Raw genomic sequence first — 26,087 nt, forward strand, 5'->3', positions numbered from 1 at the left:
ACGACGGCGGTCGCGAACGGTGATCTGTCGCAGAAGGTGACCGTCGATGTGGCGGGCGAGATGCTGGAGCTGAAGAACACCGTCAACACGATGGTGGACCAGCTCGGTTCGTTCGGTTCCGAGGTGACGCGCGTCGCGCGCGAGGTCGGCATCGAGGGCCGGCTGGGGGGTCAGGCGCATGTCCCCGGTGCCGCGGGGACCTGGAAGGACCTCACGGACTCGGTGAATACGGCGTTCCGTAATCTGACGGGTCAGGTGCGGGATATCGCGCAGGTGACGACGGCGGTCGCGAACGGTGATCTGTCGCAGAAGGTGACCGTCGATGTGGCGGGCGAGATGCTGGAGCTGAAGAACACCGTCAACACGATGGTGGCGCAGCTCTCCTCCTTCGCCGACCAGGTCACCCGGATGGCGCGGGACGTGGGTTCCGAGGGCCGGCTGGGGGGTCAGGCGCATGTCCCCGGTGCCGCGGGCACCTGGAAGGACCTCACCGACTCGGTGAACTTCATGGCGGGCAACCTCACCAGCCAGGTCCGCCAGATCGCCCAGGTCACCACGGCCGTGGCGCGCGGAGACCTGTCGCAGAAGATCGACGTCGACGCGCGCGGCGAGATCCTGGAGCTCAAGAACACCATCAACACGATGGTCGACCAACTGTCGTCCTTCGCCGACCAGGTGACGCGCGTCGCCCGTGAGGTGGGCACCGACGGCCGGCTCGGCGGTCAGGCGCAGGTGCCCGGCGTGGCGGGTGTGTGGCGCGATCTGACGGACTCCGTGAACGGTATGGCGGGCAACCTCACCGCCCAGGTCCGCAATATCGCGCAGGTCGCCACCGCCGTCGCCCGGGGCGATCTGTCGCAGAAGATCGACGTCGACGCGCGCGGCGAGATCCTGGAGCTGAAGAACACGCTCAACACGATGGTCGACCAGCTGTCGTCCTTCGCGGAGCAGGTCACCCGGGTCGCCCGTGAGGTGGGCACCGAGGGCCGGCTCGGCGGTCAGGCGCGGGTGGACGGTGTCTCCGGCACCTGGAAGGACCTCACCCAGTCCGTCAACTTCATGGCGAACAACCTGACCAGCCAGGTCCGTTCCATCGCCGAGGTCACCACGGCGGTCGCCAAGGGCGATCTCTCCAAGAAGATCACCGTCGACGCCAAGGGCGAGATCCTCGAACTGGTGACGACCGTGAACACGATGGTCGACCAGCTCTCCGACTTCGCCGACGAGGTGACGCGCGTCGCCCGTGAGGTCGGTACGGAGGGTGTGCTCGGCGGTCAGGCCCGGGTGCGCGGTGTCACCGGCATCTGGAAGGACCTCAGCGACAACGTCAACCTGATGGCCAACAACCTGACCAGCCAGGTCCGTAACATCGCCCGGGTCTCGTCGGCGGTCGCCAACGGCGACCTGACCAAGAAGGTCACGGTCGAGGCGCGCGGTGAGGTCGCCGAGCTGGCCGAGACCGTCAACACGATGGTGACGACGCTGTCGTCCTTCGCCGACGAGGTGACGCGCGTCGCGCGCGAGGTGGGCACGGACGGCCGGCTGGGCGGTCAGGCGCATGTTCCGGGCGTCTCGGGCACCTGGAAGGACCTCACCGAGTCCGTGAACTCGATGGCGTCCAACCTCACCGGACAGGTGCGGCAGATCGCCACCGTCACCACCGCCATCGCCAAGGGCGATCTCACCCGGAAGATCGACATCGACGCCCGGGGCGAGATCCTGGAGCTGAAGACGACCATCAACACGATGGTCGACCAGCTGTCGTCGTTCGCCGGGGAGGTCACCCGGGTCGCCCGCGAGGTGGGCACCGACGGCCAGCTCGGCGGTCAGGCCCGGGTCCGTGACGTCGACGGCACCTGGCGCGACCTGACCGAGTCGGTGAACGAGATGGCCGGGAACCTGACCCGTCAGGTGCGCGCCATCGCCGCCGTCGCCACGGCCGTGACCCGGGGCGACCTCAATCTCAAGATCGACGGGGTGGACGCGGCCGGGGAGATCCAGGTCCTCCAGGACAACATCAACACGATGATCACCAACCTGCGGGACACCACCCTCGCCAACGAGGAGCAGGACTGGCTCAAGGGCAACCTCGCCCGGATCTCCGGGCTGATGCAGGGCCGCCGCGACCTCGTCGACGTGGCCTCGCTGATCATGAGCGAGCTGACCCCGGTGGTCTCGGCCCAGCACGGCGCGTTCTTCCTGGCGATGCAGTCCGGCGGCCAGGATCTCGTCGGCCGGGGCCAGGACGGTTCGTACGAACTGGTGATGCGCGCCAGCTACGGCTACTCGGCCGGGCTGATGCCGACCTCCTTCCGGCCCGGGGAGACCCTGATCGGCACGGCGGCGGAGGAGAAGCGGACCATCCAGGTCAATGTCCCGCCGGGCTATCTGAAGATCTCCTCGGGGCTCGGTGAGGCGTCGCCCGCCCATGTGATCGTGCTGCCGGTGCTCTTCGAGGGTCAGGTGCTCGGGGTGATCGAGCTGGCCTCGTTCCAGCCCTTCACCCAGATCCAGCGCGACTTCCTCAACCAGATCGCCGAGATGATCGCGACCAGCGTCAACACCATCAGCGTCAACACCAAGACCGAGGTGCTGCTCAAGCAGTCGCAGGAGCTGACCGAGCAGTTGCGGGAGCGCTCGGCCGAGCTGGAGAACCGGCAGAAGGCGCTCCAGGCGTCCAACGCCGAACTGGAGGAGAAGGCCGAGCTGCTGGCCCAGCAGAACCGGGACATCGAGGTGAAGAACACCGAGATCGAGGAGGCCCGCCAGGTGCTGGAGGAGCGGGCCGAGCAGCTCGCCGTGTCCATGCGCTACAAGAGCGAGTTCCTGGCGAACATGTCGCACGAGCTGCGCACCCCGCTGAACTCGCTGCTGATCCTGGCGAAGCTGCTGGCGGACAACGCGGAGGGCAATCTCTCCCCGAAGCAGGTCGAGTTCGCCGAGACGATCCACGGCGCGGGCTCCGATCTGCTCCAGCTGATCAACGACATCCTCGACCTGTCGAAGGTCGAGGCGGGCAAGATGGACGTCAGCCCGACCCGGATCGCCCTGGTCCAGCTGGTGGACTATGTGGAGGCCACCTTCCGGCCGCTGACCGCGGAGAAGGGCCTGGACTTCTCCGTACGCGTCTCCCCTGAGCTGCCCGCCACGCTCCACACCGATGAGCAGCGGCTCCTGCAGGTGCTGCGCAATCTGCTGTCGAACGCGGTGAAGTTCACCGACTCGGGCGCGGTGGAGCTGGTCATCCGCCCGGCCGGGAGCGACGTTCCGCAGTCGATCCGCGAGCAGTTGCTGGAGGCGGGCTCGCTGCGCGACGCGGGCGCCGAACTGATCGCCTTCTCCGTCACCGACACGGGCATCGGGATCGCCGCGGGCAAGATGCGGGTGATCTTCGAGGCGTTCAAGCAGGCGGACGGCACCACCAGCCGCAAGTACGGCGGTACGGGGCTGGGACTGTCCATCAGCCGGGAGATCGCCCGGCTGCTCGGCGGGGAGATCCACGCGGCCAGCGAACCGGGCCGGGGCTCGACCTTCACCCTCTATCTGCCGCTGCACCCGCTGGAGATGCCGCCGCAGGGCATGGGCCCCGCGGCCATCGGTGAGGAGCGCTCGTCCGAGCACTCCGAGCACCACTCGGGTGCCGCCGCCCTCTTCCGCCGCCGCAAGGCGCTGCGCGGCTCGGAGGAGCGGGCGGCGCTGCCGCCCGCCGGGCCGTCGGCTCAGCCCGGTGCCGTGGCGGACACCGCGGTCGGCGGCGGCACTGATGGCACCGGGCTGACCGGGCTGGCCCGGCCGTCGGCCGAGGCGTCGGCGGAGCAGCAGGAGCCGCGCCGCACCTACGACTTCGACAACGAGAAGGTGCTGATTGTCGATGACGACATCCGCAATGTGTTCGCGCTGACGAGCGTGCTGGAGCAGAACGGACTCTCCGTGCTGTACGCGGAGAACGGCCGCGAGGGCATCGAGGTCCTGGAGCAGCACGACGATGTACGGGTCGTCCTGATGGACATCATGATGCCCGAGATGGACGGGTACGCCACGACGACGGCGATCCGCCGGATGCCCCAGTTCGCCGGGCTGCCCATCATCGCGCTGACCGCGAAGGCGATGAAGGGCGACCGGGAGAAGGCCATCGAGTCGGGCGCGTCGGACTATGTCACCAAGCCGGTCGATCCCGACCATCTGCTGTCCGTGATGGAGCAGTGGATGCACGCGCCGTGAGCTCCCCGGGCGCCCCGGACTCCGGGGCGCCCGGGGAGTCCGACCGGTAGTTCTCTGTGAACGGAGGGTAGCGGCCCGCCGGTGTGGATCTCTGCCGGTTGCTGACCGAGTGTGCCCAAAGGCGTGTGAGACGGTGGTTTTCCGGGAACCTTCTGGTCCCCCACCGCGTTTCCGCTATGTGCACAGTGACATCATGGTGACAGGGTGTGGCGATGGGTGGGGTGCGGCTACCATGACCGGCACAAGGACGGGCGGCGCAAGGGAGCCGTCCCCTGGGGTGGCGCCCGGCGCGTCCCCCGGCTCATGGAGCCGGGGAGACCTCAGGCCGGGGCGAGGAGGACGGGGCATGGTGCAGAAGGCCAAGATCCTCCTGGTCGATGACCGGCCGGAGAATCTGCTGGCGCTGGAGGCCATTCTCTCCGCGCTCGATCAGACACTGGTGCGGGCATCGTCCGGGGAGGAAGCGCTCAAGGCGCTGTTGACGGATGACTTCGCGGTCATCCTGCTGGATGTGCAGATGCCCGGCATGGACGGCTTCGAGACCGCCGCGCACATCAAACGCCGCGAGCGGACGCGGGACATCCCGATCATCTTCCTGACCGCGATCAACCACGGCCCGCACCACACCTTCCGCGGGTACGCGGCGGGCGCCGTCGACTACATCTCCAAGCCGTTCGACCCCTGGGTGCTGCGGGCGAAGGTCTCCGTCTTCGTCGAGCTGTATATGAAGAACTGCCAACTGCGGGAGCAGGCGGCGCTGCTGCGGCTCCAGCTCGAAGGTGGCGCCCCGGCCGGGGTGACCGTCGGCGGGAAGGAGTCCGCGGGACTGCTCGCCGAGCTCTCGGCCCGGCTCGCGGCGGTGGAGGAGCAGGCCGAGGCGCTCTCCAAACAGCTCGACGATGAGTCGGCGGACGCGGCGGCGGTCGCCACCGCCGCCCATCTCGAACGCAAACTGACCGGACTGCGACGGGCACTGGACGCCCTGGAGCCCGGCGCCGGGGGTGGCGCCGCCACCCTGCCGTCCCAGAGCTGACGGAGTGCCGGGGGCGCGCCCGACCGCCCCCGGCCCCTTCGCCCCGGCCCCGCCCACCGGGGTCCCCGTACCCGTACCGCTGAGGTGGCGTCATATCCGCTCCCCGGCAGACGACACGGACGGGTGAAGGGGTGGGCACACGTGTCCAGGCCGGTGGACACCGGTAACCTCACCCCATGGCCTCACGTACGTCCGGCAAGGGTTCCCAGGACACGGCGGGCGCCGCGAAGCCGCGCGCGGGCCGTACGGGCGGTGCGGCGGCCGGTGCGAAGAAGGCGGCCCCCGCCAGGAAGTCCGCACCCGCGAAGCCACCGGTCAGGAAACCCGCTCCCGCGAAGAAGACACCCTCCAAGAAGGCACCGGCGAGGAAGCCGGCCAGACCCGCCCCGAAACCGGCACCGTCGCCCACCGGGGGCATCTACCGCGCGGTCCGTGCCCTGACGCTGGGGCTCGCCCACGGCGTGGGCGCGATGGGCCGGGGCGTGGGGCGCGGGGCCAGGGGACTGGATCCGGCGCACCGCAAGGACGGACTGGCGCTGCTGCTCCTCGGAATCTCCCTGATCGTCGCCGCCGGGACCTGGTCCAATCTCCGTGGGCCCGTCGGCGATCTGGTCGAGACCCTGGTGACCGGAGCGTTCGGCCGCCTCGATCTGCTGGTGCCGATCCTGCTCGGCGCCATCGCGGTACGGCTGATCCGCTTCCCCGAACGCCCCGAGGCCAACGGGCGGATCGTGATCGGGCTCTCGGCGCTGGTGGTCGGTGTGCTCGGGCAGGTGCACATCGCCTGTGGCGCGCCGGGCCGGGAGGACGGCACCGAGGCGATGCAGGACGCGGGCGGGCTGATCGGCTGGGGTGCCTCCAAGCCGCTGGTCTTCACCATGGGCGAGATGCTCGCCGTCCCTCTGCTGGTGCTGCTCACCGTCTTCGGGCTGCTCGTGGTCACCGCGACACCGGTGAACGCGATTCCGGAACGGCTGCGGCTGCTCGGGGTGAGGCTGGGGGTGGTCCAGCCCCAGCAGGAGCCGCCGCTCTTGGAGGACAACGGGCGGGACGACGGGCGGGCCGACGGGCGCGAGCAGCCGCGCCCCGCGCGGAGCCGTCGCGCCCCGCTCCCGGGCGAGCGGGATGCCGGGCTGGCCGAGGAGGGCGAGCTCTCCCAGCGGCGCCGTAGCCGCCGGGCCTCCGTGGAGCCCCCGCGGGAGCGACCGCTGGACGCGGTGGACGTGGCGGCGGCCGCGGCCGCCGCGCTGGACGGCGCGGTCTACCACGGGCTGCCGCCGTCCCCGCTGGTGGCCGACCTCACCAAGGACGTCACCGCCGACCGCCAGCGGGCCCTGTCACCGGTGCCGGGCGCCCGGGAGGCGAAGCCGACAGGGGCGGTGCCGGGCGAGCGGAAGGGCTCCGTACCGGATCTGACCAAGCCCGCGCCGGAGGAGTCGATGGGGTTGCCCGCGCGGGCGGAGCAGCTGACGCTCGCCGGGGACATCTCCTACGCGCTGCCCTCGCTGGAGCTGCTGGAGCGCGGCGGCCCCGGCAAGACGCGCAGCGCGGCGAACGACGCGATCGTCGCGTCGCTGACCAATGTGTTCATGGAGTTCAAGGTCGACGCGGCGGTCACCGGTTTCACCCGGGGCCCGACGGTGACGCGGTACGAGGTGGAGCTGGGCCCCGCCGTGAAGGTCGAGCGCATCACCGCGCTCACCAAGAACATCGCCTACGCGGTGGCCAGCCCCGACGTACGGATCATCTCGCCGATCCCCGGCAAGTCGGCGGTCGGCATCGAGATTCCCAACACCGACCGCGAGATGGTCAACCTCGGCGATGTGCTGCGGCTGGCGGACGCGGCGGAGGACGACCACCCGATGCTGGTGGCGCTCGGCAAGGACGTCGAGGGCGGCTATGTGATGGCCAACCTCGCCAAGATGCCGCACATCCTGGTGGCCGGAGCCACCGGCTCCGGCAAGTCCTCCTGCATCAACTGCCTGATCACCTCGGTGATGATAAGAGCGACCCCCGACGACGTCCGGATGGTGCTGGTCGACCCCAAGCGGGTCGAGCTCACCGCGTACGAGGGCATCCCGCATCTGATCACCCCGATCATCACCAACCCCAAGCGGGCCGCCGAGGCGCTCCAGTGGGTCGTGCGCGAGATGGACCTGCGGTACGACGACCTCGCCGCCTTCGGGTACCGGCATATCGACGACTTCAACCAGGCGGTGCGCGACGGCAAGGTCACCCCGCCCGACGGGAGCGGGCGCGAGCTCCAGCCCTATCCGTATCTGCTGGTCATCGTGGATGAGCTGGCGGATCTGATGATGGTCGCGCCGCGCGACGTCGAGGACGCCATCGTCCGGATCACCCAGCTGGCGCGGGCCGCCGGGATCCATCTGGTGCTGGCGACCCAGCGGCCGTCGGTCGATGTCGTCACCGGTCTGATCAAGGCCAACGTGCCCTCGCGGCTGGCCTTCGCGACCTCCTCGCTCGCCGACAGCCGGGTCATCCTCGACCAGCCGGGCGCCGAGAAGCTCATCGGCAAGGGCGACGGCCTCTTCCTGCCGATGGGCGCCAACAAGCCGACCCGGATGCAGGGCGCCTTCGTCACCGAGGACGAGGTGGCGGCGATCGTCCGGCACTGCAAGGACCAGATGGCGCCCGTCTTCCGGGATGACGTGGTGGTCGGGTCGCAGAAGAAGAAGGACGTCGACGAGGAGATCGGCGACGACCTCGATCTGCTCTGCCAGGCGGCCGAACTGGTGGTCACCACCCAGTTCGGGTCCACCTCGATGCTCCAGCGCAAGCTGCGGGTCGGTTTCGCCAAGGCGGGTCGGCTGATGGACCTGATGGAGTCCCGGAACATCGTCGGGCCCAGCGAGGGCTCCAAGGCGCGCGATGTCCTGGTGAAGCCGGACGAACTCGACGGAGTGCTCGCCGTGATCCGGGGGGAGCCTCACCCGTAAGGGTTGTGTGAGCAACCGTTTCCCCCAGTTGTACGTCCACTTGGAGGGGCAGACGGGGAATGCTCCCGGCATCGGGCGGTTCATCAGCCATTCTGTTGGCGTACAAACCGCGTCCGCCCGCTTGCCCCACCCTTTCGTACCAGTCATAAACTGAACCTCCAGCAGGTGGTTACACGCTCGAAAGGCACCCTCGTGTCCATCGGCAGCTCTCCCGAAGACGACCGCCCCACCACCGAGGACCAGCGGCCTTCGATCGGCCGCACGCTCCAGCAGGCCCGTCTCGCCGCCGCTCTGACCGTCGACGAGGTCAGCACCGCGACCCGGGTGCGCGTCCCGATCATCCACGCCATCGAACAGGACGACTTCGAGCGCAGCGGTGGCGATGTGTACGCGCGCGGCCATGTCCGGATGATCGCGAGAGCCGTCGGCATCGACCCTCAGCCGCTGGTCGAGCGGTACGACGCCGACCACGGCGGGCGGCCCGCGCCGACCCCGGCCGCGCCGCTCTTCGAGGCCGAGCGGATCCGGCCCGAGCCGCGCCGCCCCAACTGGACCGCCGCCATGGTGGCCGCGATCGTCGCCGTGGTGGGCTTCGTCGGCTTCACGCTCTTCAGCGAGGACGAGCGGAGCGGGCGCAAGGGACAGGTGGCCGAGGGGCCCGCCGCGTCGGAGCGCGCGGCGAGCGGACCGGCGAAGAAGCCCGGCAAGCCCGCCGACCCCAAGCCCGACCCGCCGGAGGGCGCCATCGCGGCCGTGCCCAAGGACAAGGTGACGGTCAAGCTCGCGGTCCTGGAGGACACCAGCTGGATCTCGGCGAAGGACCACAACGGCAAGCGGCTCTTCGACGGGGTCCTGGGCAAGGGCGACTCCAAGACCTTCCAGGACGACGAGCGGATCGACCTGGTCCTGGGGAACGCCGGGGCGATCGAGCTGTTCGTCAACGGGAAGAAGGTCGAGGACGAGTTCGAGACCGGGCAGGTCGAGCGGCTGTCGTATACGAAGGGGGACCCGCAGGCCGGGTAGCGCCCGACCGGGTCCGACCGGGCTCGGCAGGGTCTGGTGAGAAGGCGTCGCCGGGTACGGGGACGGGCCGCGGGCGGCCGGCCGCCACCGGACCGCGGGGCGAATCATGAGCGGGGTTCCGGGTCCATGAGGGCCGGGGATCCGCCGTGCCACAGGCGCCGCGGGCCCGTGATCCCGGGAATCGGCCGGAACCCTCTTCCGGGTAGGTGACCTGGGGCGGTCCGGCCCCGTGGCCATACGTGGCACGGCCCGCATCCCCCGGTGATCCCGGTCCGGTGACCATTGGTGATGGCGGGTGCACGCCACCTTCGGCCCTCGCGGCAGGGGCCTCGGTCTGGACAAAGTAGTCTTGAGCCCATGCCCGAACGCCGTACCGTCGCCCTTGTCACTCTTGGCTGCGCCCGTAACGAGGTGGACTCGGAGGAGCTCGCAGGCCGCCTGGCAGCGGACGGCTGGGAGCTCGTCGAGGACGCCTCCGACGCTGATGTCGCCGTCGTCAACACCTGTGGTTTCGTCGAGGCCGCCAAGAAGGACTCCGTCGACGCCCTTCTGGAGGCAAACGACCTCAAGGACCAGGGGAGAACGCAGGCCGTGGTCGCCGTCGGCTGTATGGCCGAGCGGTACGGCAAGGAGCTGGCGGACGCCCTCCCCGAGGCCGACGGCGTGCTCGGCTTCGATGACTACGCCGATATCTCCGACCGCCTCCAGACCATCCTCAGCGGAGGCATCCACGCCTCGCACACCCCGCGGGACCGGCGCAAGCTGCTGCCGCTGAGCCCGGCGGAGCGCCAGTCGGCGTCCCAGCGGTCCTCCGTCGCCCTCCCCGGCCACGGCACCCCCGCCGACGCTGACGCCGGCGCCCCCGCCGAGGCCCCCGCGGACCTCCCTGACGGGGTGGCGCCCGTCTCCGGGCCGCGCGCCCCGCTCCGCCGACGGCTCGGCGACAGCCCGGTGGCCTCGGTGAAGCTCGCCTCCGGCTGTGACCGGCGCTGCTCCTTCTGCGCGATCCCCTCGTTCCGGGGCTCCTTCATCTCGCGGCGCCCCAGCGACGTCCTGGGCGAGACCCGCTGGCTGGCCGAGCAGGGCGTCAAGGAGGTCATGCTGGTCTCCGAGAACAACACCTCGTACGGCAAGGACCTCGGCGACATCCGGCTGCTGGAGACGCTGCTGCCGGAGCTGGCGGCCGTCGACGGCATCGAGCGGATCCGGGTCAGTTACCTCCAGCCCGCCGAGATGCGGCCCGGACTGATCGACGTCCTCACCTCGACCCCGAAGGTCGCCCCCTACTTCGACCTCTCCTTCCAGCACTCCGCGCCCGGGGTGCTCCGCTCGATGCGGCGCTTCGGCGACACCGAGCGGTTCCTGGAACTGCTGGAGACCATCCGGGGCAAGGCGCCGCAGGCCGGTGTCCGCTCCAACTTCATCGTCGGCTTCCCCGGTGAGAGCGAGGACGACTTCGCGGAACTGGAGCGCTTCCTCACCCACGCCCGGCTCGACGCCATCGGCGTGTTCGGCTACTCGGACGAGGACGGCACCGAGGCCGCGACGTACGAGAACAAACTGGACGAGGAGACGGTCGCCGAGCGGCTGGCGCATCTCTCCCGGCTGGCGGAGGAACTGACCGCGCAGCGCGCCGAGGAGCGGCTCGGGGAGGCGCTGGAGGTCCTGGTCGAGTCGGTGGACGGCGAGGACGGCGCCATCGGGCGGGCCGCGCACCAGGCGCCCGAGACCGATGGGCAGGTGGTCTTCACCGCGCGCGAGGGGCTGGTCCCGGGCCGTATGGTCGTGGCGAAGGCGGTCGGTGCCGAGGGCGTCGACCTGGTGGCCGAGTACCTCGGTGACGTCCCCGCGCACTCCGCCGCGGCACACGGCGGCGAGGAGGCGGGTCACCGCGTTCCGGGCGAGGAGGCGGGCAGATGACCGGAGTGCCGGCATCCGCGGGGGGCGGTACCGGTAGGTCCGCTCCCGGCGGCAAGCTGGGCGCTGCGGCCGTCAATCAGGCCAGCCTCTGGAACATCGCCAACATCCTCACCATGGTGCGGCTGGTGCTGGTGCCCGGATTCGTCGTCCTGATGCTCCAGGACGGCGGCTATGACCCCGCCTGGCGGGCGTGGGCATGGGCGGCGTTCGCCGTCGCCATGATCACCGACATCTTCGACGGACATCTCGCCCGCTCCTACAACCTGGTCACCGACTTCGGCAAGATCGCCGACCCCATCGCCGACAAGGCGATCATGGCGGCCGGGCTGATCTGTCTCTCCGCCCTGGGGGATCTGCCCTGGTGGGTGACTGGAGTGATCCTCTTCCGTGAGCTGGGGATCACGCTGATGCGGTTCTGGGTGATCCGCCATGGCGTCATCCCGGCCAGCCGGGGCGGCAAGCTGAAGACCCTGGCGCAGGGAACAGCGGTCGGGATGTACGTTCTCGCCCTGACCGGTCCCCTCGCCACGCTGCGCTTCTGGGTGATGGCGCTCGCCGTCATTCTGACGGTGGTCACCGGGCTCGACTACGTACGACAGGCGATCATGCTCAGGCGCCGGGGACTGGCGAAGGAGCGCGGCGAGAGCGGGAGCCCGGCGAGGAGCGCGCGATGAGCGCGGCGGCGGTCCTGGCGGCGCTGGTGGCGCGGGGTGAGACGGTCGCGGTCGCCGAGTCCCTCACCGGCGGTCTCGTCGCCGCCGCGCTGACCGAGGTCCCGGGCGCCTCCCGCGCCTTCCGGGGTTCCGTCACCGCCTACGCCACCGAGCTCAAGCGGGACCTGCTGGGCGTCGACGGCACGCTCCTGGCGGAGCGCGGCGCCGTGGATCCCGAGGTCGCGCGGCAGATGGCCGCCGGAGTGCGCGCCGCGCTCGGCGCGGACTGGGGCATCGCCACGACAGGCGTCGCGGGCCCCGACCCTCAGACCGGCCCGGGAGACCACCCGGTCGGCACGGTCTGGGTGGCCGTCGTCGGCCCCGGGGACATGGGGAAAGTCGCCACTTCGCGATTGAACGGCGGCCGTGCGGAAATCCGTAAGGAGAGTGTACGGAGCGTGCTGGCGCTCCTCTCCGGCGAGCTGCACGATCACGCGCGGGCACAGGAGCACGATCATGCGCGGGCACAGGATACGGAACAGAACGGGGGGAATTGATGTTTGCAGCCCTGAGTGAACACGACATCGCTCCCCGCACCGCCGTGGCGCGAGGCGGTACGGTGGGGCGTGAAGGATGCGGTTACGCGGTCCGAGGAGGGAGCCACCGATGATTCTGCTCCGTCGCCTGCTGGGTGACGTGCTGCGTCGGCAGCGCCAGCGCCAGGGCCGTACGCTGCGCGAAGTCTCCTCGTCCGCCCGAGTCTCGCTCGGCTATCTCTCCGAGGTGGAGCGGGGGCAGAAGGAGGCGTCCTCCGAACTGCTCTCCGCGATCTGCGACGCGCTTGACGTACGGATGTCCGAGCTGATGAGGGAAGTGAGCGACGAGCTGTCACTGGCCGAACTGGCCGAGTCGGCGGCATCCAGTGAGCCGGTGCCCGCGCCGGTGCGTTCCATGCTGAACTCCGTACCCGTGACGCCGGTGACCGGTGTGCCGACGGAGCGGGTCACCATCAAGGCTCCGGCAGAGGCCGTCGACGTAGTCGCCGCCTGATCCGGATCAACCGTCACCCCGTGCTGTCGGCGCGTGCGGCGCCCCCACCGAGTGGGGTCTGCGGCCACCGTTGACAGGGGCTCGGTACGGGCTTCGGCCCCGGTTCTCCACCCAGCAGGGGTGGTGGGCCGGGGCTTTTCGCATGGGTGGGCTGGGTGCCCGGCGTTCGGGTGGCGGCGAGGGCGCGGGGCCGGTCATCGGGGGCGCTGCGGGGGCGTGAGGGCGGTTCGGCCGGGGCGCTGGGCGTCATGTGCGCCGGGTGCGGGAGTGCGGGTACGTGCGCCGGGTACGCGCGGGGCGGGACACCGAGCGGACGGCGGCGGGGAGGGATCCTCGTCCGAATGTCTGGTTCGGGTGCCTATGTCATGGTGGATAGGGCGCACAACCGAGTGGAGGACGTGCATGACTGTCGTCAAGAGCCCGCTGTCCGACGCCGACCTCAAGACCGTGGGAGAGGCGCTGCGCGGCGCGCTCGTGGACTTGGTCGACCTCGGCTTGGTGGCCAAGCAGATTCACTGGAACGTCGTGGGGCCGCGCTTCCGTTCGATCCACCTCCAGCTCGATGAGGTCGTGGATATCGCGCGGCTCCACTCGGACACCGTGGCCGAGCGCTCCTCCGCGATCGGGGTGACCCCGGATGGCCGGGCGGCGACGGTGGCGGCCCAGAGCGCGATCGGCGCGGTTCCCGAGGGCTGGGTCAAGGACGGTGACGCGGTCCGGGTGATGGTCGACGCGCTGGGTGCCATCGTGCGCCGGATGCGGGAGCGGATCGATGTGACCGCGGACCCGGATCCGGTGAGCCAGGACATCCTGATCGCGCTCACCGGGGACCTGGAGAAGCACGCCTGGATGTTCCAGGCGGAGAGCTCCTGATCCGCGTCAGAGATCCCCGGACCCCGCGTTGTCCGGGGATCTCCGTCGGCTCTCGGGCGTGTGGGGTGTGGCGCGGAGTGTCGTGAGGCCCTGGACGTCCGGCGGAGGCCGGGCGGGGAGCGGAGGCGTTCCGTAACGCGCTCCGAAGCGTCGGCTTCTCGTTCAGGGCGGCGCGGGCTTCTCCCGCGCGCGGCCTGCGGCCGGGTGACCGGATGGGGGTTCCCGCGGGGGCTGTGGAGGCGTGGCGTCCGCTCGGTACGGGAGCGCCCTCCTGGAGGGGGTGTGCGCGTCGGCCGCGAGGGCGCGGTGTCCGTGCGCCGGATCGCTACCGGTGCGCCCTGCCGGAGGTGATCGCGCCGGGGCTAGGGTCTTCCGTTTGGATCCGGCCCGATCAGCGAGTGGATCAGGCGTGATCGGCGAGCCGGGCTGGTGCCGTCGGCACCTCCCGCGCCCGAGGGGTACGGGGGAGAGACGCGGCGCCGGGCCGCGAGCCCCGCGAGATCCACACGAGAGGCCCTGGCGTGGGCCGACCGGAGGGAGGCAGCCATGGCACGACGCGCGTCCACCCCCAAGCCCACGGCGGTGCTGGCGCCCCTCGCGGCACTCCTCGTCGGCGCCCTGTGGTGGTGGTGCGCGCTACGGCTGGTCCTCGCCCCCGGAGGCGGACGGCTGCGGGAAGCGGCGCTCCTGGCGGGCAGCTGGGGGCTGAGCCTGCTCCCCGTCCATGTCACCGCGGCCCGTGCGCGTGGCGCGGCGCCGGATAGCGCCCTTCCGCGCGGGGACGCCGGGGGCGCGCCGCCGTCCGGGGGAACGGTCGGCGCCGTACCGCCCGGTGGGTGCTGCCGTGTCTGTGGGGCAGAAGGTGCCGCCGCGGGCCCGGAGGAGGCGGGGATACGGGCGGACGGTCATGGGACAGCGGGGGCGTACGGGGGCCGGTGGGCCCGGCGGCGGGGCGGGCCGGGCGCGGGGGCGTGGGGGAGCGGGGGAGCGGGTCCGGCGCTCTGGTGCTGGGCGCGCCGACTCCTCAGGGCGGCACGACGCCCCCGCTCGGGGGGTTGATCCACCCAGTGCCGCCGGGCGCGTCCGAAGCCTGACGCGGGCTTGCGCGGTTCCCGGGACGGCTCAGCGGTCCGGCCGTGTGGAGGGCTGGCCGCCGTGTCGGCTGGCCGCCCTGTCCGCTCGCGGCGTCCCGCGCTCGGTGGAGAGGGCGCTCGGTCATCGGGGCGCGGATCCGGCCCGGAACGATCACGTTCACCCGGATGGAGTGAGGCGGGCCCGATCGCGGGAAACCCGGGTGCCGCCGCGGAGCCGGGCCGTGGACACCTGGTGACAGGGCCTTGGGACGCCCCGCGACAGGGCGGTGGCTCCCGGCCGTCGTGTCCGCTGTCGTGGACGCCATGGTCCTGACGGCCTGGGGCCGGAGCGGGGGCGGAAGGTGTCCCCGGGCCTTTCAGCCAGTGGCCCGTGGACCGTGGTTCAGCCTTCGACCCGCGCACGGTGGTCAGCCTTCGCGGGGGATCGGGCCGGACTGGCAGCCCGGACACCAGTAGCTGATCCGTTCGTTCCGGGCGTCGTCCTCACCGGCCTTGCGGAGGGGCGTTCCACAGCGCAGACAGGGCAGCCCCGCCCGCCCGTACACATAGAGCCGGGTCCGTGGGCCCGCGCGGGGGCCTGTCGTCCGGCGGTCGAAGGTCTCCCTGTTCGCCATGAGCAACCGGTGCGCGGTGCGCAACAGCCGCCCGGGGACACCATCGGGCAGCTCGCCCACCGGCAGCCACGGTGTCACCCCGGCCAGGAACGCCAGCTCCGACGTGTAGACATTGCCGATCCCGGCGAGGTTCCGCTGGTCGAGCAGGGCCTCGCCGAGCGGGCGCGCCGGGTCGGCCAGGAGACGCGTGAGGGCCACCCCGGTGTCCCAGTCCGGGCCCAGCAGATCCGGCCCGAGGGGTCCGACCGCCGTCTCCTCGTCGCAGGTGCGCACCAGCTCCAGGACGGGGAGGCGGTAGCCGACGGCGGTATGGGACGCGTTCCCGAGGATGGCGCGGATCTGGTGGGACGGACCGCCGCGCCAGCGCTCCTGGGCCGGGAAGACCCGCCATGCCCCGTCCATGCGCAGATGGGAGTGGAGGGTGAGCCCGCCGTCGAAGCGCGTCAGCAGATGCTTGCCGCGCGGAAGCACCTCCAGCACGCTCCGGCCGCGCAGATCCACCGTGGCGAACTGGGGCACACGCAGATCGAACCGGGTCAGCACCTGGCCCACCAGCGCGATACGGAGCCTCTTCGCGGTCTGCCAGACGGTGTCTCCTTCGGGCATGCCCCCCATGATGCGCCGGAGAGGCGGCCGCCGTGGTGCTCAGGGCGCGGGCGGGGGAACGGCCGGGACGTCCGCCGTGCGGAGCGGTTCGGGCCGGGTCACAGGTGGCCGGGTCACAGGTAGTCGAAGAACCGGCTCCACCAGGTGGGTGGATAGCTGGCCGGGGAGGAGGCCGCGAGGGTGCCGGCGCCGTCGTAGCGTCTCTGGAGCAGGTGCTCGGAGACAGCGGTGTAGCCGAGTGCTTCGAGTTCGTCCTCGACGCGGCGACGGTCGGTGCTCTCGAAGAGGAGGTGTTCCTCCTCCTCGTCGTAGCTGCCGGGGTTCCCGAGCGTCATGGCGACGAGGTCGCCGAAGTTGCTGACGGTGATGGTGATGCGGTCGCCGCTGGCTGTCGTGGCGGCGGGGATGACGATCGTCCCGTGGTAGCTGGCGTCCTGGACCCCTCGATCGACACCGCAGACGCAGTGGAACCGCTGGTCCAGCCTCGCCGCGAGCTGCTCGAACCGGGCTCGGGCCGCGGTGTGGTCGTAGTCCCGGGGGACCTCCAGGTGACCGGGATCGTCGAGGTCCCGCAGCAGAGCCCAGATGCGTTGGTCGTCGTGTGGCATGGTCTCCGTCTCACGTCCTGGTGGGGTCGGCTGACGCAGGTGGTTCCGTCGCCCGTGGAGCGTCGCCGTCAGGCGGGGGCGGCTTCGGTGTGGATGCCCAGGGCGGGCGGGGGTGGCGGGCATCTCGGTGACCAGGGGGAGGAGCGCGCTGCCGCGGGCCCGGTGGGGCCGGTTCGCGGGGTGGTGCTGTGCGGTGCTGATCGCCCGTCCGGGCCGGCCGCTGGCGAGGAGCCAGGGGTCCGGTGCCCGGGTGCGCCAGCGGTGCCCCGGGCCGGCGATGGGTGGGTCGGGGCGGGCGGCCGATGAACCTGGCGCCGGTCAGGGGCGTATACGCAACCCCCGGGGGGTCGCGTGGAAGCCCGCCGACTCCAGCACGGAGGCGAACGGGGAGGTCAGCGCCGCCGCGCCGTTCACCCGCTCCACCGTGACCGTGCCGACCACGCCCGCCCGTGCCGCCTCCGCCAGGGTCCGGGCGGCCGAGCGCAGGGCCGGGGCGTCCGGGTCTGCGGGCCAGGCCAGCACGGTCTTCCCACCGCGTTCCATGTACAGCGTCAGCTCGCCGTCGACCAGCACGACCAGGGAACCGGCCTTGCGGCCCGGCTTATGGGTCGCCCCTTCGGGGGACTCGGGCCAGGGGAGGGCCACCCCGTAGGCGTTGGCCGGATCGGCGGCGGCCAGGACCGTCGCCCGGGGTGCCGCGGGGTCCTCGGCGCGCTCGGTGGCGGTGGCCGCCGCCCGCAGCCGGTCCACCGCGCCGTCCATCGCGAACTGTGCCGCTCCCAGCCCTTCCACCACATAGCCGCGGCGCGCCTGACCGCTGTCCTCGAAGGCCGAGAGCACCCGGTACACGGCGGAGAAACCACCCGCCACGCCCTCGGCCGCCACAGCGCCCCGGGTGACCACCCCATGCCGGTCCAGCAGAGCGCGTGCCACGGCGTGCGCCCGGTGGGTGGGGTCGGGTTCACCGGGTGGGAGCAGTGACCAGCGGCCGCTCACGGTCGGCGGACCGCTCCGGGAAGCGGGACGCGCGGCGGCCGTCAGCCCGCCGTACCGCCCCCGGGGGACGGCGCGCCGGGCCCGATGGGCGGTGGAACCCGCCGTACGTCCCGATCCCAGCAGCGAACGCAGCGGGGAGAGCGTGTCATTGGTGAGTCGGCCGGACCACGCCAGCTCCCAGATGGCGTCGGCCAGTTCCGGATCACTGGCGTCCGGATGGGTGGTCGCCCGGACCTGGTCGGCGATCTGGCGGAAGAAGAGCCCGTACCCGGGGGCCAGGGCGGCGAGCACGGAATCCTGGAGCGCGGTCGGCTCCAGCGGGCTCGGCGGGGGCAGCAACAGCGGGGCCGTGTCCGCGAGGTAGAGCGACACCCAGCCGTCCTTGCCGGGGAGCGCGCCCGCCCCCGCCCAGACCACCTCGCCCGTGGTCGTCAGCTCGTCCAGCAGCGCCGGGGTGTAGCCCCGCACCCGGGACGGCAGGATCAGCTTCTCCAGCGCGGAGGCGGGCACGCTCGCCCCCTGAAGCTGTTCGATCGCCCGGGCCAGCCCGTCGATACCGCTCAGCCCATGACCGCTGCCGCTGAGATGCTGCCACTGGGGGAGGAAGGTGGCGAGCGCGGCGGGCGGTACCGGCTCCAGCTCCTGGCGCAGCGCGGCCAGCGAACGTCTGCGCAGTCGCCGCAGCACCGTCGCGTCACACCACTCCTGGCCGATGCCGGAGGGATGGAACTCGCCCTGCACCACCCGGCCGCTCGCCGCCAGCCGGTGCAGCGCCCCGTCGGTCACGGCCGCACCGAGTCCGAACCTGGCCGCGGCCACCGCGCTGGTGAAGGGGCCGTGGGTGCGTGCGAACCGGGCCAGCAGATCCCCCAGCGGATCCTTGACCGGCTCGGTGAAGACCTCCGGGACCCCCACCGGAAGGGCGGTGCCCAGGGCGTCGCGCAGCCTGCCCGCGTCCTCGATGGCGGCCCAGTACCCGGCTCCCGCGACGCGCACCCGGATGGCCCGGCGCGCCGCCACCAGTTCCTCGGCCCAGTCGCGACGGGCGCCGCGCTCGGCCAGCTCGGCCTCGGTCACCGGGCCGAGGACCCGCAGCAGGTCCGCGACGCCCTCCGCGTCCTTGACACGGCGGTCCTCGGTTAGCCACTGGAGTTCCCGCTCCAGTTCGGTCAGGACCTCGGGATCCAGCAGTTCGCGCAGCTCCGCCTGGCCGAGGAGCTCGGCCAGCAGCCGGGAGTCCAGGGAGAGCGCGGCGGCCCGGCGCTCCGCGAGCGGTGAGTCCCCCTCGTAGAGGAACTGGGCGACATAGCCGAAGAGGAGGGAACGGGCGAACGGTGACGGCTCGGCGGTGGTCACCTCCACCAGCCGCACCCGGCGGGAGGCGATGTCACCCATCAGCTCCGTGAGCCCGGGGACGTCGAAGACGTCCTGGAGGCACTCGCGGACCGCCTCCAGGACGATCGGGAAGGAGCCGAACTCACTCGCCACCTGGAGCAGCTGTGCCGCGCGTTGGCGCTGCTGCCACAGCGGGGTGCGGCGCCCGGGACTGCGCCGGGGCAGCAGCAGCGCGCGGGCGGCGCACTCACGGAACCGGGAGGCGAAGAGGGCGGAGCCGCCGACCTGGTCCGTGACGATCCGGCCGACCTCCTCCTTCTCGAAGACGGCGTCGGCCGCGCCGACCGGGGCCTGTTCGCTGTCGAAGGCGGTGTCCTGGTGGGCCGGGTCCTGGTCGAGGAGGTCCAGGCCCATCAGATCGGCGTCCGGCAGCCGCAGCACGATGCCGTCGTCCGCGTGCATCACCTGGGCGTCCATGCCGTACCGCTCACTGAGGCGGGCGCTCAGCGCCAGCGCCCACGGGGCGTGCACCTGTGCTCCGAACGGAGAGTGGATCACCACCCGCCAGTCACCCAGCTCGTCGCGGAACCGCTCCACGAGGACGGTCCGGTCATCGGGGACATGGCCGCAGGCCCGGCGCTGTTCGTCGAGATAGGCCAGGACGTTCTCCGCGGCCCAGGTGTCGAGCCCCGCCGACAGCAGCCGCAGCCGGGCGTCCTCGGCGGTCAGTCCGCCGATCTCCCGCAGAAAGGCCCCCACCGCCCGGCCCAGCTCCAGCGGACGGCCGAGCTGGTCCCCCTTCCAGAACGGCAGCCGTCCCGGGACCCCGGGAGCGGGCGAGACCAGCACCCGGTCCCGGGTGATGTCCTCGATCCGCCAGGACGTGGTGCCCAGGGTGAAGACATCGCCCACCCGTGACTCGTAGACCATCTCCTCGTCCAGCTCGCCGACCCGGCCGCCGCCCTTCTTGGGGTCGGCGCCCGCGAGGAAGACCCCGAACAGCCCGCGGTCCGGGATGGTGCCTCCCGAGGTGACGGCCAGCCGCTGGGCACCGGGACGGCCCGTGACCGTGCCCCCGACCCGGTCCCAGACCACCCGGGGGCGCAGTTCGGCGAAGGCGTCCGAGGGATAGCGCCCGGCCAGCATGTCCAGGACCGCGGTGAACGCCGACTCCGGCAGCGAGGAGAAGGGCGCGGCCCGGCGGACCAGCGCCAGCAGGTCGTCGACCTGCCAGATGTCCATCGCCGCCATCGCCACGATCTGCTGGGCCAGCACGTCCAGCGGGTTCGCCGGGACGCGCAGCGCCTCGATGGCACCGGTCCGCATCCGCTCGGTGACCACCGCGGCCTGGACCAGGTCGCCCCGGTACTTCGGGAAGACCACCCCGGTGGAGACCGCGCCCACCTGGTGGCCCGCGCGGCCCACCCGCTGGAGACCGGAGGCGACCGACGGCGGGGACTCGACCTGCACCACCAGGTCCACCGCACCCATGTCGATGCCCAGTTCCAGACTGGAGGTGGCCACGACGGCGGGCAGCCGGCCCGCCTTGAGGTCCTCCTCCACCAGGGCCCGCTGCTCCTTGGAGACCGAGCCGTGGTGGGCGCGGGCGAGCAGCGCGGGCGCGCCCTGCGCGGCACCCGACTGGGCCATGATCTCCGCCGGTGAGGCCCGCTCGGGCAGCGGTTGGCCGGTCGCCCGCTCATACGCGATCTCGTTGAGCCGGTTGCACAGGCGCTCGGCCAGCCGCCGGGAGTTGGCGAAGACGATCGTGGACCGGTGGGCCTGGACCAGATCGGCGATCCGCTCCTCCACATGCGGCCAGATCGACGGCCGGTCGCCCGTGCCGGACGCGGAGAGCGCGGCCCCGGCGGCCCCGGTGGCGTCCGCGGCGGGTGAGCCCCCCAGCTCGCCCAGGTCCTCGACCGGGACGACCACCGAGAGGTCGAACTCCTTGCCCGACGGCGGCTGAACGATCTCCGCCCTGCGGCCGGGGGAGAGATAGCGGGCCACCTCACCGACCGGACGGACCGTGGCCGACAGACCGATACGACGGGCCGGGCGCGGCAACAGCACGTCCAGCCGCTCCAGCGACAGCGCCAGATGAGCACCCCGCTTGGTGCCCGCCACGGCGTGGACCTCGTCGAGGATCACCGTCTCGACCCCGGCGAGCGCCTCCCGGGCCGAGGAGGTGAGCATCAGGAAGAGCGACTCGGGCGTGGTGATCAGGATGTCGGGCGGTCTGGTGGCCAGGGAGCGGCGCTCGGCGGCGGGGGTGTCACCCGAGCGGATCCCGACCCTGATCTCGGGCTCCGGCAGCCCCAGCCGTACCGACTCCTGCCGGATCCCGGTCAGCGGACTGCGCAGATTGCGCTGCACGTCCACCGCGAGAGCCTTGAGCGGGGAGACATAGAGGACCCGGCAGCGGGCCTTGGCGTCGGCGGGCGGCGGGGTGGAGGCCAGCTGGTCCAGTGAGGCGAGGAAGGCGGCCAGGGTCTTCCCGGAACCCGTCGGCGCGACGACGAGCACGTCCGAGCCTTCGGCGATGGCCCGCCAGGCCCCTTCCTGCGCGGCGGTGGGCGCGCTGAAGGCTCCCGTGAACCAGCTCCGGGTTGCGGGAGAGAAGGAATCCAGTGCGGTCGTGGCCATGTTCCCCATCCTGCACCCGCCCACTGACAGTCGGCCTCGGGCGGCGTTCGGTGGGCGGCCTCGCGTCGGCCGCCGCCGCGATGTGATGATCTTGCCGCTGACCCGCTGCTCTCCCGGCTGGGGCAGTGGGCCCGTCGTCGTGGCCGTGGCGGAGGCCGTCGCGGCGGGGGCGGGCGGAGCGCCGGACCGGCTCGTGTTCCCGCGGCCGACGGGTCCGGACCGGTTCATGCTCCCGTGGCCGACGGCGCCCGGTGCGGCGTGTGTTCCCGCCGCCGACGGCGCCCGGTGCGCCCTCCCTCCCACGCGGTTCGTCACCACGCGGACGCACACCGTCCCCGCCCCCGTCTCCATGAAGGACGCGCAGGTCAGCGGCGGTGTGCGTCCGGAATGGAGGACAATGGCCACATGGGGAGGCCACAGCGGAGTGAATGGGCCCGGCACTGGCAGTACGAGGGACTGCCGGGGCTCGATCTGCTGCGCGCCCGCTATGTCCGGCACACCTTCCGGCAGCACAGCCACGAGGGGTTCACCCTCGGGGCGGTCAGCGGCGGGGTCGAGGAGGTGGTCATGCCGGACGGGGTGATCAGCGCGGGCCCCGGAACCGTGGTCATGATCAACCCGGAGGTGCCGCACGCGGCACACGCGGGGGTACCGGAGGGCTGGACGTACTCCACCCTCTATCCGTCCGTCGACCTGGTCTCGGCCATAGCCGACGAGGTGAGCGGAGTGCGCGGCACGCCCGGGTTCGGGGTGACCATCGTGGCGGACCCTCGCGCCGCCGAGCTGATCCGGGGCGTCCACCAGGCGGCCGAGGCGGGCAACGCCCTCGCCGCCGACACTCTGCTGCGGGTCACCGTCGCCCGGCTCCTGGAGCAGTACGGGGGCAGGCTGGCGTCCCGGTCACCCGGGGACTCCGGGGCCCGTACGGCGGCCCGGGCCCAGGCCCTGCTGGCGGAGCGCATGGCCGACCCGCCGTCCCTGGAGGCGCTGGCGCGGGAACTGGACACCAGCCCCTTCGCCCTGCTGCGGGCCTTCAAGGCCGCCTATGGCATGCCGCCCCACACCTGGCTCACCAACGCACGGGTGCGCCACGCACGCAGACTCCTGGAGGCGGGGAGCACCCCCGCCGACGCGGCGCTCGCCGTCGGTTTCACCGACCAGCCGCATCTCAATCGTCACTTCACCCGGATCGTCGGGGTGCCACCGGGCGCGTATCGCAAGGAGCGCGCCTCCCGCGCGCCGCACGCGCCGCGCAAGAACGTACAAGACGGCCGTATCGCGCCCCTCATAACGTCACCTTGTGCCAGAACAGACAGCTCACCCACCGATATCCCCGGACACGACCGGCCCCCCTTCGGGACCTGACACCGCCACCAAGCCCGATACCGTCACCAAGCCCGACGCGGCCGTCGTGCGCGACGCCCTGGGCGTCGGTATCGCGGTCGGCCTCTCCGGGTTCGCCTTCGGCGTCACCTCTGCCGGATCGGGGCTCAGCCTGCTCCAGACCTGCGCGCTGAGCCTGCTGGTGTTCACGGGAGCCTCGCAGTTCGCGCTGGTCGGCGCGCTCGCGGCGGGCGGTAACCCGTTCACCGCCGCGGCCGGGGCCTTCTTCCTCGGGGTGCGCAACGCCTTCTACGGGCTGCGGCTCTCCCAGCTCCTGGCCCTGCCCCGGGCACTGCGCCCCCTCGCCGCGCACTGGGTGATCGACGAGACCACGGCCGTCGCGCTGGCCCAGCCGACGCGACGGGCGGTACGGATCGGCTTCACGCTGACCGGGCTGACGCTGTACGTGCTCTGGAACCTCACCACCTTCCTCGGCGCGCTCGGTGCCGAGGCCATCGGGGACACCGACGCCTGGGGACTGGACGCGGCGAGCCCCGCCGTCTTCCTCGCCCTGCTCGCGCCCATGCTGCGCACCACCACCGAGCGTCTTGTCGCCGGGCTCGCGGTCGTCCTCGGGCTCGGGCTGCTGCCGGTCCTCCCGGCGGGGGTGCCCGTGCTGGTCGCCGCGCTCGCCGCCCCCGCGGTCCTCTGGCTGACGGGACGCGGCCTCGGTACGCGGCGGGCGGAACGCGCCGCCCAAGACGGCGGCCCGGAGACCCCGGACCGTACGGAGAAGCAGGCCACCGGCCGCGGGGACGAGGAGGAGACACGATGAGCGTCTGGATCGCCATCGCGGTGACCGCCGTCGGCTGCTACCTCCTGAAACTGGCCGGGCTGCTGGTACCGGCCGGCACTCTCGAACGTCCCCTCGTCCAGAAGATGGCCGCGCTGCTGCCCGTCGCCCTGCTGGCCGCGCTCATCGCCCAGCAGACCTTCGGTACGGGAGACGCGCTCACCATCGACGCGCGGGCGGCGGGCCTGGGCGCCGCGGCGCTCGCCCTGGTCCTGCGCGCGCCCTTCCTGGTCGTCGTCGGCGCCGCGGTCGCCGTCACGGCCGGGGTCCGCGCTCTCGTCGGCTGAAGCGCCCGCGTGCCACCACGGAACCTCACGACGCGCGGAGGAATCCGGGCCCAGGTACCGCGTTCCCCGGCGCACCGGGGGCCGGACCGGGCCGCCTCCCCGGAGGCGGGATACTGGCGTCATGCGGTTGACGACCTTCTGGGAGCGTATGGCGGACCATTTCGGGTCGTCGTACGCCGACTCCTTCGCCCGTGATCACGTGATGACCGAACTCGGGGGCCGGACGGTGCACCAGGCCCTGGACGCGGGCTGGGAGGCGAAGGACATCTGGCGCGCGGTCTGCGCCGCCGTGGACGTGCCCACCGACAAGCGCTGACGCGTCACCACGGACACCGCTTCCCGTAGTGGGGCTCATGCGCCGCGTCCGCCGGGCCCACGGTGTACGCGCGTCTTAGGTGACGCGTCCCGCGACGCGTTCCGTGCGCCCGGCCGTATCCGCCGGGCCGGCCCGTCTCCGTAGCCGTGTCTCTGCACCCTCCGTCCGGGGTTCGTGACGGGAGGACGAAGCAGACCTGTCCGCTCGGTATCACTCTGGTGGCGAAGGGTGACAAATACGGTGACGCGCCCGGGGGATCACAGGGTGGCTCAACGGCGACCCCTCGGCGTAGGCAAGACTGACCCCGTGGCCCCGAAGACCGACAAGAGTGACCAGAGCGACCGCGACCGAGCCGACCAGGACAGCGCTGATCCGGGCGTGCCCCGCCAGGGAGGGCGGCCCGGTGCCGCGCCCGAGGAGCCCGCGCATGGAGTGACTCCGCCCGACACGCCTCCTCCCGGCGGAGTGGCCGGATCTCTCGGGCCCGCCCGTATGCCCCGCTGGCTGCCGCGCGCCATGGTGCTGGCGCTCGCGCTCTACGCCTGCTTCCAACTCGGGAGCTGGGCCTTCCACCAGCTGATCGGCCTGCTGATCAACATCCTGATCGCCTTCTTCCTCGCGCTGGCGATCGAACCGGCCGTCGGCAGGATGGCGGCCCGCGGGGTGCGCCGGGGTCTCGCCACCTTCCTGGTCTTCTTCGGAGTGCTGGTCGCCGGGGCGGGATTCGTGGTGCTGCTCGGCTCCATGCTCGCGGACCAGATCGTGACCATGGTCGAGGACTTCCCGGAGTACCTCGACTCGGTGATCAGCTGGGTCAACCACACCTTCAACACCGAACTGTCCCGAGTGGAGATCCAGGACAGTCTGCTCCGCTCCGACTGGCTCCAGAAGTACGTCCAGAACAGCGCGACCGGGGTGCTGGACGTCTCCGCCACGGTGCTCGGCGGGCTGTTCAAGCTGCTGACGGTGCTCCTGTTCTCGTTCTACTTCGCCGCCGACGGGCCCAGGCTGCGCCGCGCGATCTGCTCGGTGCTGCCCCCGGCCAAGCAGACCGAGGTCCTGCGGGCGTGGGAGATCGCGGTCGACAAGACCGGCGGTTACCTCTACTCGCGCGGTCTGATGGCCCTGATCTCCGGCGCGGCGCACTTCGTGCTGCTGGAGATCCTCGGTGTGCCCTACGCCCCCGCGCTCGCCGTCTGGGTGGGGCTCGTCTCGCAGTTCATCCCGACCATCGGCACCTATCTCGCGGGCGCGCTGCCGATGCTGATCGCCTTCACGGTGGACCCGTGGTACGCGGTGTGGGTGCTCGGCTTCGTCGTCGTCTACCAGCAGTTCGAGAACTATGTGCTCCAGCCCAAGCTCACCGCCAAGACGGTGGACATCCACCCCGCCGTCGCCTTCGGCTCGGTCATCGCGGGTACGGCGCTGATGGGCGCGGTCGGCGCGCTGATCGCGATCCCGGCGGTCGCCACGCTCCAGGCGTTCCTGGGGGCCTATGTGAAGCGGTACGACGTGACCGACGACCCCCGGGTCCATGGCCACCGGCGCCGGGACGGCGGGCCGCTGCGACGGCTCCGCTCGGTACTGGGGAGCAAGCGCGACGGGGAGCCCCTGTCGGAGGCCGGCTCCGGCTCCTGACGGTCGGACGAGGCCAGGAGCCTTTCAGACGGGCCCGGGGC

The 26,087-nt window shown here is 71.9% G+C and carries 18 protein-coding genes; 15 read left to right on the plus strand and 3 right to left on the minus strand.

Annotated elements, in window-relative coordinates:
- From ACFVIM_RS12905 to ACFVIM_RS12950, 10 genes are all read left to right on the plus strand, one after another.
- On the plus strand, positions 1-4,221 hold a 4,221-nt coding region (locus ACFVIM_RS12905; protein ID WP_384300740.1), incomplete at its 5' end, for a HAMP domain-containing protein.
- A 346-nt stretch (positions 4,222-4,567) separates the two neighbouring features.
- A complete protein-coding gene (locus ACFVIM_RS12910) occupies positions 4,568-5,254 on the plus strand; it encodes a two-component system response regulator (RefSeq protein ID WP_384300741.1) in 687 nt (228 codons plus the stop codon).
- A gap of 176 nt (positions 5,255-5,430) precedes the next feature.
- Complete coding sequence (locus tag ACFVIM_RS12915; protein ID WP_384300742.1) at positions 5,431-8,211, plus strand: DNA translocase FtsK; 2,781 nt, start codon at positions 5,431-5,433, stop codon at positions 8,209-8,211.
- A gap of 192 nt (positions 8,212-8,403) precedes the next feature.
- A complete protein-coding gene (locus ACFVIM_RS12920) occupies positions 8,404-9,234 on the plus strand; it encodes a helix-turn-helix domain-containing protein (RefSeq protein WP_384300743.1) in 831 nt (276 codons plus the stop codon).
- Between the two features lie 357 nt (positions 9,235-9,591).
- Complete coding sequence (gene rimO / locus ACFVIM_RS12925) at positions 9,592-11,154, plus strand: 30S ribosomal protein S12 methylthiotransferase RimO (protein WP_384300744.1); 1,563 nt, start codon at positions 9,592-9,594, stop codon at positions 11,152-11,154.
- Positions 11,151-11,828 (plus strand): CDP-diacylglycerol--glycerol-3-phosphate 3-phosphatidyltransferase, encoded by a 678-nt coding sequence (pgsA, locus tag ACFVIM_RS12930; RefSeq protein WP_384300745.1) that lies wholly within the window; start codon positions 11,151-11,153, stop codon positions 11,826-11,828. The genes rimO and pgsA overlap by 4 nt, the downstream gene beginning before the upstream one ends.
- On the plus strand, positions 11,825-12,364 hold the full coding sequence (locus ACFVIM_RS12935; protein WP_384300746.1) for a CinA family protein: 540 nt from the start codon (positions 11,825-11,827) through the stop codon (positions 12,362-12,364). Before pgsA ends, ACFVIM_RS12935 begins: the two co-directional genes overlap by 4 nt.
- Before the next feature lie 109 nt (positions 12,365-12,473).
- Positions 12,474-12,857, plus strand: a complete 384-nt coding sequence (locus ACFVIM_RS12940) for a helix-turn-helix domain-containing protein (protein ID WP_384300747.1) — start codon at positions 12,474-12,476, stop codon at positions 12,855-12,857.
- A gap of 402 nt (positions 12,858-13,259) precedes the next feature.
- Positions 13,260-13,730: a Dps family protein gene (locus ACFVIM_RS12945; protein WP_384300748.1), complete on the plus strand. Its 471-nt coding sequence runs from the start codon at positions 13,260-13,262 to the stop codon at positions 13,728-13,730.
- Positions 13,731-14,276: 546 nt separating this feature from the next.
- Positions 14,277-14,789, plus strand: coding sequence for a hypothetical protein (locus ACFVIM_RS12950; protein WP_384300749.1), 513 nt, complete (start codon positions 14,277-14,279; stop codon positions 14,787-14,789).
- A gap of 442 nt (positions 14,790-15,231) precedes the next feature.
- On the opposite strand, the gene ACFVIM_RS12955 is transcribed toward ACFVIM_RS12950, so the two are convergent.
- From ACFVIM_RS12955 to ACFVIM_RS12965, 3 genes are all read right to left on the minus strand, one after another.
- Positions 15,232-16,044 carry a DNA-formamidopyrimidine glycosylase family protein gene (locus tag ACFVIM_RS12955; RefSeq protein ID WP_384300750.1) on the minus strand — a complete coding sequence of 271 codons (813 nt, stop codon included), beginning with the start codon at positions 16,042-16,044 and terminating at the stop codon, positions 15,232-15,234.
- 113 nt (positions 16,045-16,157) lie between these two features.
- Positions 16,158-16,652: a hypothetical protein gene (locus ACFVIM_RS12960; protein ID WP_384300751.1), complete on the minus strand. Its 495-nt coding sequence runs from the start codon at positions 16,650-16,652 to the stop codon at positions 16,158-16,160.
- Positions 16,653-16,970: 318 nt separating this feature from the next.
- Complete coding sequence (locus ACFVIM_RS12965; RefSeq protein WP_384300752.1) at positions 16,971-21,629, minus strand: ATP-dependent helicase; 4,659 nt, start codon at positions 21,627-21,629, stop codon at positions 16,971-16,973.
- Positions 21,630-22,034: 405 nt separating this feature from the next.
- Here ACFVIM_RS12965 and ACFVIM_RS12970 point away from each other — a divergent pair, with 405 nt between their 5' ends.
- The 5 genes from ACFVIM_RS12970 (at position 22,035) to ACFVIM_RS12990 (ending at position 26,046) form a co-directional block, all read left to right on the plus strand.
- Positions 22,035-22,994, plus strand: a complete 960-nt coding sequence (locus tag ACFVIM_RS12970) for a helix-turn-helix domain-containing protein (RefSeq protein ID WP_384300753.1) — start codon at positions 22,035-22,037, stop codon at positions 22,992-22,994.
- The gene (locus ACFVIM_RS12975) at positions 22,930-23,787 is read left to right on the plus strand and encodes an AzlC family ABC transporter permease (RefSeq protein ID WP_384300754.1); all 858 of its coding nucleotides are present in this window, start codon (positions 22,930-22,932) and stop codon (positions 23,785-23,787) included. The genes ACFVIM_RS12970 and ACFVIM_RS12975 overlap by 65 nt, the downstream gene beginning before the upstream one ends.
- Positions 23,784-24,092 carry an AzlD domain-containing protein gene (locus ACFVIM_RS12980; RefSeq protein WP_384300755.1) on the plus strand — a complete coding sequence of 103 codons (309 nt, stop codon included), beginning with the start codon at positions 23,784-23,786 and terminating at the stop codon, positions 24,090-24,092. Before ACFVIM_RS12975 ends, ACFVIM_RS12980 begins: the two co-directional genes overlap by 4 nt.
- Before the next feature lie 121 nt (positions 24,093-24,213).
- Positions 24,214-24,408 carry a DUF3046 domain-containing protein gene (locus ACFVIM_RS12985; protein ID WP_384300756.1) on the plus strand — a complete coding sequence of 65 codons (195 nt, stop codon included), beginning with the start codon at positions 24,214-24,216 and terminating at the stop codon, positions 24,406-24,408.
- Positions 24,409-24,900: 492 nt separating this feature from the next.
- On the plus strand, positions 24,901-26,046 hold the full coding sequence (locus ACFVIM_RS12990) for an AI-2E family transporter (protein ID WP_384300757.1): 1,146 nt from the start codon (positions 24,901-24,903) through the stop codon (positions 26,044-26,046).
- Positions 26,047-26,087: the final 41 nt, after the last annotated feature.

It is taken from the genome of Streptomyces sp. NPDC057638, assembly GCF_042800315.1.
Lineage (GTDB): Bacteria > Actinomycetota > Actinomycetes > Streptomycetales > Streptomycetaceae > Streptomyces.